At 64.5% G+C, this 12,979-nt stretch carries 8 protein-coding genes and 2 pseudogenes; 1 reads left to right on the top strand and 9 read right to left on the bottom strand.

Translation table 11 applies throughout. The features are described from left to right. The 9 genes and pseudogenes from J7367_RS20390 to J7367_RS20350 all read right to left on the bottom strand — a co-directional run. Nucleotides 1–393 (bottom strand): annotated as a pseudogene (locus tag J7367_RS20390) (hypothetical protein); the annotation flags it as partial. A 213-nt stretch (nt 394–606) separates the two neighbouring features. After that, a complete protein-coding gene (locus J7367_RS20385) occupies nt 607–2,898 on the bottom strand; it encodes a methyl-accepting chemotaxis protein (RefSeq protein WP_057664096.1) in 2,292 nt (763 codons plus the stop codon). Between the two features lie 240 nt (nt 2,899–3,138). Beyond that, nucleotides 3,139–5,148, bottom strand: a complete 2,010-nt coding sequence (locus J7367_RS20380) for a chemotaxis protein CheA (RefSeq protein WP_022559103.1) — start codon at nt 5,146–5,148, stop codon at nt 3,139–3,141. A 33-nt stretch (nt 5,149–5,181) separates the two neighbouring features. After that, nucleotides 5,182–5,547, bottom strand: a complete 366-nt coding sequence (locus J7367_RS20375) for a response regulator (protein WP_002806565.1) — start codon at nt 5,545–5,547, stop codon at nt 5,182–5,184. Next, the gene (locus tag J7367_RS20370; protein WP_003489692.1) at nt 5,544–5,852 is read right to left on the bottom strand and encodes an STAS domain-containing protein; all 309 of its coding nucleotides are present in this window, start codon (nt 5,850–5,852) and stop codon (nt 5,544–5,546) included. Before J7367_RS20370 ends, J7367_RS20375 begins: the two co-directional genes overlap by 4 nt. A 100-nt stretch (nt 5,853–5,952) precedes the next feature. Further along, nucleotides 5,953–7,146: a chemotaxis protein CheW gene (locus J7367_RS20365; RefSeq protein ID WP_209028979.1), complete on the bottom strand. Its 1,194-nt coding sequence runs from the start codon at nt 7,144–7,146 to the stop codon at nt 5,953–5,955. Beyond that, nucleotides 7,143–7,925: a ParA family protein gene (locus J7367_RS20360; protein WP_057664089.1), complete on the bottom strand. Its 783-nt coding sequence runs from the start codon at nt 7,923–7,925 to the stop codon at nt 7,143–7,145. Before J7367_RS20360 ends, J7367_RS20365 begins: the two co-directional genes overlap by 4 nt. A 1-nt stretch (nt 7,926) precedes the next feature. Further along, the gene (motD, locus tag J7367_RS20355; RefSeq protein ID WP_057664087.1) at nt 7,927–8,901 is read right to left on the bottom strand and encodes a flagellar motor protein MotD; all 975 of its coding nucleotides are present in this window, start codon (nt 8,899–8,901) and stop codon (nt 7,927–7,929) included. Nucleotides 8,902–8,907: 6 nt separating this feature from the next. Then, complete coding sequence (locus tag J7367_RS20350) at nt 8,908–9,648, bottom strand: flagellar motor protein (protein ID WP_005914940.1); 741 nt, start codon at nt 9,646–9,648, stop codon at nt 8,908–8,910. A 1,201-nt stretch (nt 9,649–10,849) separates the two neighbouring features. On the opposite strand from J7367_RS20350, the pseudogene J7367_RS20345 reads away from it, so the two are divergent. Further along, nucleotides 10,850–12,058 (top strand): annotated as a pseudogene (locus J7367_RS20345) (TonB-dependent receptor); the annotation flags it as partial. Nucleotides 12,059–12,979: the final 921 nt, after the last annotated feature.

Genomic DNA, 12,979 nt, shown 5'->3' with positions numbered 1-12,979 from the left:
GCTAAAAGTGGGGGGATTACCCAGATTGCCCAGACGCTCGTCATAGGCGTCGATACGCGCCGCGTCGTGCCTGGCGGCAAGCTGTGCACGTTGATCGTCGCGCAACTGCGCCAGATCCACCGCCAGCGACTGCAATGCGGTAACCGGCACATTGTCCAGAAGCACCGACACCGGCGCTGCCGGGGCGGCGAAGGAGGGAGGTAGCGAGACGCCGGCAGCCACCAGCGCGGCGGTGAACACACAGCCCAGCACGGTGCGGGCAGAGCGGTTGGAGTTGGCGGTGTGCATGCGGAGGTCCTTCGATCTAGCGCGGGCGATGCGGCCCTCAGTGCTTGCTGTATCGGCCGCAAACGCCTGCGCTTGACCGATTTTCGACCAGCGGCACACTTGCATGGACGTCGCAGCGACTTCCTTCTCCTGCGGGAGAAGCTGGCGCGCAGCGCCGGATGAGGTGACCCAAGCCGCCGCACGCGCCCAACCGCAAGCTGTCGACAACGACACGCGAAAACGCCTGAGCAGAGTTTTCTCGCCGAAAAAGCCCCGACATCGCTGTCGGGGCTTGCTCATGTTGGTCGCCTTGTCGCCTGCTCCACGCAGAGGTTGCGGTCAGAACTCCTGCCAGCTCGAATCGCCATTGGCGGCTGCGGCGGTCACTGGGCGTGGCGTTGCTGTGGTTCTGGCTTTGGCCGCGACACCGGCCGGTGCGGGTGCGCGCTTGGTCGTGGTCGGTTTGGCAACGCCTGGCTTCGCGGTGGCCAGACGCGGTGGAGCAGGGCGCTTGGCCGCAGGCGCCACGGCAGCGACCTGCTGCACCTTGAAGATCGCCACCGCATCGGACAGCTGACCGGCTTGCTCTTCCATCGCACGTGCCGCGGCGGTGGCTTCTTCCACCAGCGCGGCGTTCTGCTGGGTGGCTTCGTCCATCTGCGTCACGGTGAGGTTGACCTGTTCGATTCCGGCCGACTGTTCCTGCGAGGCGGCAGAAATCTCGCCCATGATGTCGGTGACGCGCTGCACGCTGGCGACGATGTCGGCCATGGTCTTGCCGGCCCGATCCACCAGGACCGAGCCTGCGGCGACCTTGTTCACCGAGTCGTCGATGAGGTGCTTGATCTCCTTTGCAGCACCGGCGGAGCGCTGTGCCAGCGTGCGCACTTCCGAGGCAACGACGGCGAAACCACGCCCCTGTTCGCCGGCGCGCGCCGCTTCCACCGCCGCGTTCAAGGCCAGGATATTGGTCTGGAAGGCGATGCCGTCGATCACGCTGATGATGTCGGCGATCTTCTTCGACGACACCTCGATGCCGGACATGGTGGTCACCACCTGCGCCACCACGCTGCCGCCTTGCGAGGCAACCGTGGCCGCACCGATGGCGAGTTGGTTGGCCTGGCGCGCATGCTCGGCGTTCTGGCGCACGGTGGAGGTGAGTTCCTCCATCGAGGCGGCGGTTTCTTCCAGGTTGGCGGCCTGCTGCTCGGTGCGCTGCGACAGATCGTTGTTGCCGGCGGCGATCTCGCTGGCTGCGGTATTGATCGACAAGGTGGCGTGCTGGATGCGCCCAACGATATCGGCAAGTTGCGCCGTGGTGGTATTGGCATCGTCGCGCATCTGGGCGAACACGCCATTGAACTGGCCCTGCATGCGCTCGGTGAGATCGCCCGCGGCGATGGCCTGCAACAGCTTGGACAGCGAGCTCAGGTTGGCATCGGCGGTCGCCATCAGCTGGTTGAGGCTCTCCACCATCGCCTGGAAATCGTACTGGAAGCGCTGCGTGTCGCCGCGCACGCTGAAGTCGCCGTTGGCAGCGGCCTGCGCCAACAGCTTGATCTCGCTGTTCATCGCCGACAGGTTGGCCTTGACGGTATCCATGGTGGAACTGAGCACGGCCTTCTCGCCGGGCAGGCGGTCCATGTCCTGACTGAAGTCGCCGATCGCATAGTGCGACATGATCTGCGCGAGTTTCATCTTGACTGCGATATGCGAGCCGACCAGGCTGTTGGTGTCGCGCACCATGGTGCCGTAGTCGCCTGGAAACGCGTCGTGTTCCATGCGATAGCTGATTTGGCCGGCATCGTGGCGCTTGGCCATTTCCGATTGCGCTGCGAGCACGGCCTGCAGTTGCCGCTGCATGCCTTCCATGCTGTGCAGCAATTGCCCTGCTTCGTCGCGGCTGTCGACGTGGATGGCGTTATCCAGTTTGCCTTGTGCGATGGCACTGGCCACCCGCGTGGCGCGACCGAGCGGGCCAGCGATGCTGCGGGCGATGAACCAACCGGAAAACGCAGCCAGCAGCACGAACAGCGCCATCGCCACGAGCATGACTTGCACCGAACGCTGATAGGTTGCCTCGGCCTGCGCGATCTCGCTGTCCATGTGGGCAACGTTGAACTTGGTCAGCTCCACCAGTTTTGCGAACAGGTCGCGCCGCGCCGGACGCGATTGCTCATCGGAAACGTGATTGGCAGTGACCAGATCGCCGGCACGTATCGCGGCGCTGAGTGCAGCATTGGCCTTGTAGTAATCGGCCAGTTTCAGTTTGACCTCGTCGTACAACTCGGTCTCTCTACCTGCCGTGGTGGTCTTGGCGTAGGCGTCCTGCGCAGCCGCGACATCGGTGCGCGCCTTGTCCATGCGTTCGAAATAATTCTGCACCGCCTTCGGATCGTCGGCGTGCGCCAACTGAGCGAGTTCGTAGGTGCGGAATTCGCCGAGCAATGCGCGCATTTCGCTCAGTTGCTGCACGGCCGGTGCCCACACGGTGCCGATCTCGCGTAACAGATGCGCGCTCGATTGCATGCGCGCAAGCGCAAACCCGCCCAGGCTCAAGGTGATCAATGCGGTAAAGGAAAACGCCACGGCCAACTTGCGGGCAACGGCAAGATTGCGGAACCAGTTCATCGTGTCTTCTCGTATTGCAGAGACGACTGGCCTCGTGGCGCCCGCCAGCAGGTAGGCAAAGACGATGGCAAAGTCGACAGATCCGGACAAAGGGCCAGAATCTACCGTCGGTCGTGTCGGGCCGGACGGGTGTTGCTGATGCCGGCAGTCCCCATACTGCCGGCGATCGCTCCAGCAACCATCGTGCGTCGAGGGCGTGGTGGAGTCTTGCGCCGCGGCATCCACGCCGCGGCGACTGCATTACGCGGCTTGCGGTACCTTGAGCGAGCGCACCAGACCACCGATGTCCACGATCAGCGAAACCCGCCCATCGCCGAGGATGGTGGCGCCGGAAACGCCCGGAATCCGCCGGTAATTATTCTCGATGTTCTTGACCACCACCTGCTGCTGGCCGAGCAACTCGTCCACTTCCAGCGCGATCTTCTGGCCGTCGCCTTCGACCACCACCACCAGCGATTCCTTGGAGGACTGCTGCCCACCGAAGCCGTAGTAGTTGGTGAGCGAAAGGATCGGCAGATATTCGCCACGCACCCGCAGTACCCGACCGTCGCCAGCCATCGCGCGGACGTCTTCCGGCGCCGGCTGCAGGGCTTCGAGCACGTAGGACAGCGGCAGGATCAGGGTTTCGCCGGCGACCGACACGGTCATGCCGTCCAGAATGGCCAGGGTCAGCGGCAGACGGATCAACACGCGGGTGCCGCTGCCGGCGCTGCTTTCCAGCTGCACTTCGCCACCCAGGCCCTGGATGTTGCGGCGGACCACGTCCATGCCCACGCCACGACCGGACAGGTCGGTGACGGCATCGGCGGTGGAGAAGCCCGGTGCAAAGATCAAGTCCCACACTTGCGCATCGGTCGGGTTGTCCGGCACGGCGATGCCGCGCTCGGCCGCTTTTTCCAGGATCTTGGCGCGATTGAGGCCACGGCCGTCGTCGCTGACTTCGATGACGATGTGGCCGCCCTGGTGCGAGGCCGCCAGGGTAATCGTGCCGGTTTCGTCCTTGCCGGAGGCGCGGCGCGCATCGGGCATTTCCAGGCCGTGGTCGATCGAGTTGCGCACCAGGTGCACCAACGGATCGGCAATCTTTTCGATCAGCCCCTTGTCCAACTCGGTACTTTCGCCGATGGTGCGCAGGCGTACCTGCTTGCCGAGGCGGCTGGAGAGGTCGCGCACCAGGCGCGGGAAGCGGCGGAACACCGCATCGACGGGCAGCATGCGCACGCCGATGACCGCTTCCTGCAGGTCGCGGGTATTGCGTTCGAGCAGATCCAGGCCGGCGAACAGCTGTTCGGCATGCGCCGGATCCAGACCGGTGGAAACCTGCTTGAGCATGGCCTGGGTAATCACCAGCTCGCCGACCAGGTTGATCAAGGCATCGACCTTGTCGACGCTGACGCGGATCGAGCTTTCAGCTTCGGCAGCGGCGGCCTTGGCCGGTGTCGCCGCGGCGGCGGCAGGTTCGGCAACGGCACTCGGTGCGGCAGCGACCGCTGCAACCGGTGCGGCAGCCGGAGCGTCCACGGCCAGGCTCGGCGGCGGGCCGGGCACGGCCATCGGGCGGATGTCCAGCTCGCAATCGTCCACCACCCAGGCGAAGGTGTCTTCGATCTTGCTGCGCGGAATCTTGCCGATCAGGCCCAGGTCCCACGCCAGATACGCTTCCAGCGGGTCGATGTTTTCAAAGCCCGGCATGCGCTCCAGACGCGCGGCGATCTGCAGCGGGCCCAGGTGTTCGAGCTCGCGGATGATGCGCAGCGGGTCGTTGCCGCTCATGAACAGCGACGGCGCCGGCGTGAAACCGATGTGCCAGGCTTCGGGTTCTTCTTCCTTCGGCTTGGCGGCCACTGCGGCCGCCGGCGCTTCGCCAGCGAGCACGGCATTCAAGCGGGTGTGCACGGCCTTGACCGCAGCCGGGTCGGCCGGGGTGCCGTGTTCGGCTTCGCGCAACAGGGCGCGCAGCACGTCGACCGAGCCAAGCATGGCATCGACCGCATTGGGTTCGAGCTGACGCTTGTTGGAGCGCAACTCGTCCAGCAGCGTCTCCAGCACGTGGGTCAGGCCGGCAACGGCGTCGAAACCGAAGGTGGCAGCGCCGCCCTTGATCGAGTGCGCGGCGCGGAACACCGAGTTGATGATTTCCGGGTCGCGGTTGCCTTCTTCAAGCGACAGCAGCCCAGCCTCCATCGCGTCGAGCCCTTCACGGCTTTCCTCGAAAAAGGTGGCGTGGAAACGTTGCAGGTCCATGCTCATGGGCGTGACATCCGAAGCTGAAGCGAGAAGGGTTTAACCGAGAACTTTCTGGACGGTGGCGATCAGCTGTTCCGGATTGAACGGCTTGACCAGCCAACCGGTGGCGCCGGCGGCCTTGCCTTCGGACTTCTTGTCGGCCGCCGACTCGGTGGTGAGCATGAGCATCGGGGTGAACTTGTAGTCCGGCAGCTGGCGCAGCTCGCGGATCAGCGAGATGCCGTCCATGTTTGGCATGTTCACGTCGGTCACCACCGCATTGAAGCGCTGGCCCTTCGCGCGGCCCAGCGCAACGGCGCCGTCTTCGGCTTCTTCGACGGCAAAGCCGGCAGAGGTGAGGGCGAAAGAGACCATCTGGCGCATCGACGCCGAATCGTCCACCACCAAGATACGTGCGCTCATGCGGCGTTCTCCACAGATTTCAGGTTGTCATTGGATGCCGGGAGTCCGAGCGCGTCGGTGACGCCGAGCAGACGCGCTGCATCCCTAAAAGTGTCGTTGCAGCCATCGAATTCGGTGTGCAGGCCGGCCTGGCGGCGGCTTTGCACAAAGGCGCAGAGCAACTGCACGCTGGCGGTGTGGATGCGCCGGACTTCACCGGCATCAAGCACCAGGTCGCCGTCCTGGGTGAGGAATCCGGCAAGCTTTTGCTTGAGGTCGGCGCTGGTCTCGATGCCGAGATCCTCACCCAATGTCACTGTGCTCATTGTTGCTCCGAACGGATGGTTCTATGCGTACTAACGGCGGGGGGCGGAAAAGCTTTAACGGTGAATCGTTGTGCGTGCAGGTGCGAGCAAGCTAGGCGCGTCAATGCAGCAGATGGGTGGCATCGAGCAGGATCATCGGCTGATGGCCCAGACGTGCGACACCGCGGAACAGGTTGTTGTAGATGCGGCACAGGCGCGCGTTGTCCGGCGGCTCGATCTGCTGATCGGTGAGGCTGGTGACGTCTTCCACGGCCGACACGCGCAGGCCCATGGTTTCGCCGTTTTCTTCCAGGACCACCACGCGTGTCTGCAGATCCATGTCCACCGGGGAGGAGCCCAGGTGGATGCCCAGATCGATCACCGGGACCACCTGGCCGCGCAGGTTCATGATGCCGAGCATGGCACTGGGCGTGCCGCGCAGCGGCAGCAGCGGCACCGGCAACACCACTTCCTGCACCTTGAGCAATTCCAGCGCATAGGTCTGTTCGCCGCAGCGCAGACGCAGCCAGCGGGTGCTGCGTTCGCTGGCGCGGCGTTCGGCGTGAATCTTGTCGGCCTGGCCAGGCGCCAGCAGTGCCTGCAGCTCGGTCGGTGCCGGCGCCCGGGCCGGCGCGGGTACTGCACGCGGGGGCGGAGCGGGCGCGAGGATCGGGGCTGGTGCGGGCGCCGCGACCGGTGCGGCCTCCAGCCCGAAGGCGGGGTCGGCATCCATTTCTGCCAGCAGATCTGCGGTGATCAGGTCCACTGCGTTGGGCGCGGCTCCGAACGCCGGGTCGGCATCCATTTCGGCGAGGAAATCGGCGGCGATGTCGGCAGCGCTGGGCGCGGCGTTGACCGGCGGAGCGAACGCCGGGTCGGCGTCCATTTCGGCCAGAAAGTCGGCGGCGATGTCGGCCGCGCTGGGCGCGGCGTTGACCGGCGGTGCGAACGCCGGATCGGCGTCCATTTCGGCCAGAAAGTCGGCGGCGATGTCGGCAGCGCTCGGCGCGGCCTTGACCGGGGGGGCGAATGCCGGATCGGCGTCCATTTCTGCCAGGAAATCGGCGGCGATCGCATCGGCGCTACGCACCGCGGCAATCGCGTTGGAGGTGGCAGCCTCGGAGACAGTAGCGGCTTCGGGAAGTGCGGCCGTCTCGACCGGCGGCTCCGCCAGCGCGAGATCGGCATGCGCAATTGCCGGCGTTTCGCCAGTCGCTGCGGTGGCCGCGGGCGGGGCGACGATCTCCACGCCCGCATCGTGCAGCAGGCCTTCCAGATAATCGTCCAATTCACCGTTGGCGGTAGGGTTGCTCATGCGGCTTGCTCCATACGCATCGCGTCGTCGGCCAGCACCCATTCCAGCGCGCGGCGATACGCGGACAGACCGCGGCCCCGATAGTCGCCGCCAACGGCGGGCACGGTCAGCGCGGCGGCGTTGCAGATTCGGGTATCCACCGGCACTGCGTCTTCCCAGACGACCGGGCCATAGGTGGCCTGCATTTCCTTCAGCGTTTCGGTGCCGGCGCGGGTGCGGCGGTCGAACAGCGTGGGCAGGATCGACACCGGCAGCTCGCGGCGGCGCGAACGCTGCACCATGTCGGCGGTGCGCACCATGCTGGCCAGGCCATGCAGGGCAAGCGGCTCGGCCTGGGTCGGCACCACGACACGGTCGCAGGCGGCCAGTGCGTTGATCATCAGCAGGCCCAGGGTCGGCGGGCAGTCCAGCAGGATGTAATCGTGCTGGCCGGCATGCCGGGTCATGGCGTTCTGCAGCGCCAGGCCCAGGCCGGGCTGGTTGGCGCTACGGCGTTCCAGCGTGGCCAATGCGGCTTGCGCGCATACATACGACAGGCCCGGAATGCTGCTTTCATGCGCCAGGCTGGCCAGGTCGCTCGGCGGGGTGCCGAACAGGTCCAGCACCCCGCGCGGCGGCGGGTCGATCGCCACGCCGAAGGCGCGGGTGAGCGAGGAGTGCGGATCGAGGTCGATCAACAAGACCCGGTGGCCGAGCGCGGCCAGGCCGCGACCCAATGCCAGCGTCGTGGTGGTCTTGCCGACGCCGCCCTTCTGGTTGGCGATTGCCCAGATACGCATGTCACTGCACTCCTTGAATTACGGCGGGGACGGAACTTGTGCCGCTTTCGGTGGTGACGGCCGTTTGGCCGCCGTCAGACTTGGGAAGCTTGGGCGCCCCGGCGGCGGTCGCATTTAATTGCGATGGCGGATCGGGTGCGAGTGAGCCAGCCGAGTCAGCGAGGATGATCAACACCACACGCCGGTTCGCATTCCGTCCCGCCTCAGTGCTGTTATCGGCACGTGCGCGGAATTCTCCATAGCCCACCATCGCCAATCGTTGCGGGGCGATGCCGTCGTCGGCGAACAGGTGCACCACGCTGGCCGCACGCGCCGCCGACAGTTCCCAGTTGGAGGGAAATTGCGCGGTGGCGATCGGCTGGTTATCGGTATAGCCCTCCACGCGCACGCCATTGGGTGCCTCGCGCAGCACCGAGGCCAGCGTGGACAACGTCCCGCGGGCGCGGCCGGCCAGGGTGGCCGAGCCGGTACCGAACAGGATGTCGCTGTTGATCTCCACCTCGATCCACAGATCGTTGCGGCGGATGGTGATGAGTTGCTTGTCGATCAGCGGGGCCAGCGTCTTGCTCAGCTGTTGCTCCACTGCATCCATCTGCCGCTGTGCGCGCGCCAGTTGCGCCTGATTGCGCAGCGACACCGGCATGCGCATCTGCGCGGCCATCGACGGCAGCAGGGTAGGGTCGGTCGGGCCGTTGGAGGCCGCCATCGGCGCCCCGGCCTTGATCACGGATGGGCGGTCGTAATCGGCGCCCAGGGTCTGGGTCTTGCCCAGCTGCACCGGGCTGGCCTTGTTCGACGAGCCGCCGAAGGCGCTGGTCAGCGCCTGCGCCATGACCTTGTATTTGCCTTCGTTGAGCGAAGAAATGGCGTACATCACCACGAAGAACGCCAGCAGCAGCGTCATCAGATCGGCATACGGAATCGCCCACGCTTCGTGGTTGCCATGTTCTTCGTGGTGTTTGCGACGACGGGCCATAACGCGCTAATGCAAGTAGCCTGCCAATTTCGACTCGATGTTGCGCGGGTTCTCGCCCTGGGCGATCGCAATCAGGCCTTCGATCGCCATTTCGCGCTCGTTGGTGCTGCAATGGATCACGCTCTTGAGCTTGGCGGCGACCGGCAGGAACAGCAGGTTGGCCGAGGCGATACCGTAGATGGTGGCGGTGAAGGCCGCCGCGATGCCGTGCCCGAGCATGGCCGGGTCGGCCAGGTTCTTCATCACCGCCATCAGGCCCAGCACCGCGCCGATGATGCCCAGCGTGGGCGCATAGATGCCCATGCCCTCGAATACCTTGGCCGCGGCAAGATCCTGGCGCTCCTGGTTGTCCACTTCGATTTCCAGCATGTTGCGCATGGCTTCCGGCTCCACGCCATCGACCAGCATCTGCAGGCCTTTGCGCAGGAAGGCATCGTCCTGACGCGGCAATTGGTCTTCCAGGCCCAGCAGGCCTTGGCGACGGGCGATATTGCTCCACTCGACGATACGCGCCACCAGTTGCGGGCGATCGCTGGCCGGCGGCTGGATCACCCAGCGCAGGATCTTGAAGGCGCGCCGGAAAACCGCCGGCGAGGTGTGCAGCAGGATCGCGGCCACCGTGCCGACGATGACGATCACGAAGGCAGCCGGCGACCACAGCGACGAAATGCCGGCACCTTTCAACACGCTGCCGCCCACGATCGCCACGATCGCCAGCACCAGTCCGATTACGCTGAGTCTGTCCATGCATGCGGTATCGGCCCAGGCCCGGCGGACTTGATAGGTGCGCCCGGGTGGCGCGCCAGAAAGTTGTCGTTCTGGGGAATGGGTCTGCGAATTGTCGACTGCGCCGAGCGCGGGAGCGCGGCCGGGGACCGGTTCCTCGGCTCGACAGACATCCTGTCTGACTCGCCGTCGCAGCACATTCCCGTACCGCTCTCCGCCGATCTCCGGCCACACTGCTGCCTCGGCACGTTACTGGTGTGATTTCGAGGAGTCCTGAGTCCGGCGCGGCACTAAAGCCCTCTCCTGCGGGAGAGGGGTTGGGGGTGAGGGTACGTCCAGGCGCGGACTGTTGATTGCGGCTTCGGTGGGCGGCACCACCGCCCCCGGGGATCGGCTCTTCGGCGCGGCAGACATCCTGTCTGACGCGCCGTCGCGGCACATCCGTGTGCCGCTCTCCGCCAATCCCCGGCCACGCTGGTGCCTCGGCACGTTGTTGGTGTGATGTCGAGGAGTCTTTGGTTTGGTGACGTTAGGGAGTGGATGCGGATCCCTCGCGCCATTACGTTGCACATCATGTATTGCGTCTGACGTACCACGCGCGTCCACAGCATCGTGCACGGCGCGCGCGCGATCACTGCCGATACCGCTCTCGCGCGCCACTTCGGTGGCGACGCTGCATCGTGGCTGGCGCGCAGGCGACCGACGACCTGAAAACCCTGCCCGCCCACAGCGAAATCGAAACCAACGTGCAGCCGCGCGTAACGGCGTAGGGTGCCGGCGGTCCTTGGGGCAGCCGACAAAACGCGTGCACAGCTGTCAGTTGGGTGCTGCGACTCAGAGCCGCCAATTACCACGCGGATGCTGCGGTCCTCTTGCCGAGCTCGGTTGCAAGTAATGGGAGTGTGCAAGTGCTTCGGTAACCGCTTGCGCCCGGTTGCGGGCGAGTGCGTTTCGCTGGCGCGATCGAGCTGCTGCTGCAGGCAGGCTGTACCGTGCCGCGTGCATGCGTGGCGAGCCCGGCCGCCCATCGTGGCGCTCGCAACGCCGCGGGCCTGCTGCGCGGCAGAATGCGCTGGCGCATGGGCTGTGCTACTTAGCTTTCCACTGCATTAGAACGATCTAATCGCATCCGCGCAGGAGGGGAGGCAAGACGAGGGAAACCGGGCGCCGCAACGGTGCCGGATATTTTTGCATTACGTCGCGCGGCGTTCTTGTCCGATCGTTGGATCGATACAAATTCGCCGAAGCCGATCACTATTGGGAGAGCACGATCGAAATGAACTGCACGCCATTCGCACTCAACCGCAGCACGCTGTACGCCGGTATCGCCATCGCCTTGTTCGCGAGCGCCGCCTCCACCACCGCCGCCGCCCAGCAGGCCGACGGCACGCCGGCGCCCGGGGGCCAGGCCGCGTTGCAGGCCACCGACCTGGACGCGGTAACGGTGACCGGCTACCGCTACGCGATCGAAAAAAGCCTGGAGCAAAAGCGCAACGCCAACGCCGTGGTCGATGTGATCACCGCCGAGGATGTCGGCAAGTTCCCCGACAAGAACGTGGCCGATGCGCTGCAGCGCGTGCCCGGCGTGGTCATCAGCCGCGACGGCGGCGAAGGCAAGAACGTCAGTGTGCGCGGTCTGTCCTCGGAGCTGGTGCTGACCGAATTGAACGGCAACTACATCGCCACCGCCGAATCCAACGGCGACCCCACGCGCTCGTTCAACTAAACCTTGCTGCCGTCGAACCTGCTGGGTAGCGCCGAGCTGTACAAGACCCCGGAAGCGCGCATCGACGAAGGCGGCATCGGCGGCACGGTGATCCTGCAGACGCGGCGCCCGCTGGAACTGGAGCCACATTCCGGCTTCGTCTCTGCCGAGGGCACCTGGTCGGATACCAGCAAGAAGACCGACGGCCAGTTCTCCGGCTCGTACTCGTGGCACGACCAGGACAACCGCTTCGGTGTCTTCGTTGGCTACACGCAGCAGAAGCGCACCGCACGCACGCTCAATGCCAGTACCGAGAGCTGGCAGTGGTACGGCCGCGACGAAGTCGGCCCGGCGGTCGACGTGAACGGCAATCCTTCGGACTTCAATGCCAACTGGTGGGGCGGGACCGGTTTCTGGAACCAGGACGGCAATTACTCCACCGGTTTCATGATGCCGACGGCGGTCAGCCTGGACGCCAAGCGCGAGGAGCGCGAGCGCAAGGGCGGGCAACTGACCTTGCAGTTCAAGCCCACCGACGACCTGACCCTGACCGCGAACTACTTCCGCTTCGACCTGTCGCAGGACTCGCAGACCAATACCATCAAGATTCCCGAGTGGAACATCGCGCGCTACTTCGGCGACGGCAACTGGCGCGGCGGGCGCCTGCTCGACCGGCTGCAGTTCGATCCCAGCGGCACGATTGTCACTGGCGCCGCCTATACCATTGGGCTCTGACGACGGGGACGTAGGCGCTCTCAAGCAGATAGATCTTCATTTCGATCCGTACTCCGACTCGCCTGTCGATGACTACGAAAGTCTCCGAGTGACCGTAGAGTCGTTGGATGTTCAGAGGTTGCTTAGCCTAGAACTTGAGAAGTCAGTGCCGGATAACTTCTTGGTTGCGCAGGTTGGCAGAACTCTCGGGCTTCACCCGCCAGCTGTTGCACTCGACCTCGTGATCACGCTGCTGGCTGAACCCAGCCTGCGGTCCTTCAGAGGATCTTGGTCCACCATCATGCGAGGTATATCTCATTTGCGGTCTTTGCCAGCATATGCCGAGATACATCTGCAGATTGATCAGTGCTTGGATGCCGTGATATCACACTCAGCCTATCTGTTAACCAATGAGGGAAATCAGCTCCATTTTCTTCGCGCGCTAAGATTTGGAAGGTCCGGTGTGCGGTCAGCTTTCGTGTGGAACGTTTTCGATAACTCAGAATCTGTTACCGTAAAGCGAGGTTGTCTAGACTGTATCGGTCATTGGGCTGCGCATGGAGATCTCAACTCAATAGCGAATCTCTGGACAGGAATGCACCAAGAGTCCCGGCGGGCTGCTTGGGTTGCATCCAAATTTTTTGGTAATCAAGGCATAGATTTTCGTAGACAGCGTCAAAGGTCGCTAGTGGGAGGCGGGGGTTTAGGATTCGAAGGGACGGAGACTGAAACATTTTCGGCAGTCTTTGCAAGATGGGCTGATGATGAGAACTGAGATAGTTGACCCTAGGGAAGGTCTGAACAACGAGACCTGACAGGGCGGAAGGTGGCGTCGTTCCGAAGAGTGGCTTTTGGAACTTCGGAATTTCGCCATTTCTGGCGCTTTCCGCGGGAATTTCCCGGTTCACAGACGCACGCTCCCCATCGCCGGCA

It is taken from the genome of Xanthomonas sp. D-36-1 (genome assembly GCF_017746155.1).
GTDB lineage: Bacteria > Pseudomonadota > Gammaproteobacteria > Xanthomonadales > Xanthomonadaceae > Xanthomonas > Xanthomonas cissicola.
This window is presented reverse-complemented; position numbering and strand designations above follow the sequence as displayed.

Coding starts and splice junctions, on each gene's coding strand:
- J7367_RS20385 (WP_057664096.1), bottom strand. CDS start 2,898: ATGAACTGGTTCCGCAATCTTGCCGTTGCCCGCAAGTTGGCCGTGGCG.
- J7367_RS20380 (WP_022559103.1), bottom strand. CDS start 5,148: ATGAGCATGGACCTGCAACGTTTCCACGCCACCTTTTTCGAGGAAAGC.
- J7367_RS20375 (WP_002806565.1), bottom strand. CDS start 5,547: ATGAGCGCACGTATCTTGGTGGTGGACGATTCGGCGTCGATGCGCCAG.
- J7367_RS20370 (WP_003489692.1), bottom strand. CDS start 5,852: ATGAGCACAGTGACATTGGGTGAGGATCTCGGCATCGAGACCAGCGCC.
- J7367_RS20365 (WP_209028979.1), bottom strand. CDS start 7,146: ATGAGCAACCCTACCGCCAACGGTGAATTGGACGATTATCTGGAAGGC.
- J7367_RS20360 (WP_057664089.1), bottom strand. CDS start 7,925: ATGCGTATCTGGGCAATCGCCAACCAGAAGGGCGGCGTCGGCAAGACC.
- motD (WP_057664087.1), bottom strand. CDS start 8,901: ATGGCCCGTCGTCGCAAACACCACGAAGAACATGGCAACCACGAAGCG.
- J7367_RS20350 (WP_005914940.1), bottom strand. CDS start 9,648: ATGGACAGACTCAGCGTAATCGGACTGGTGCTGGCGATCGTGGCGATC.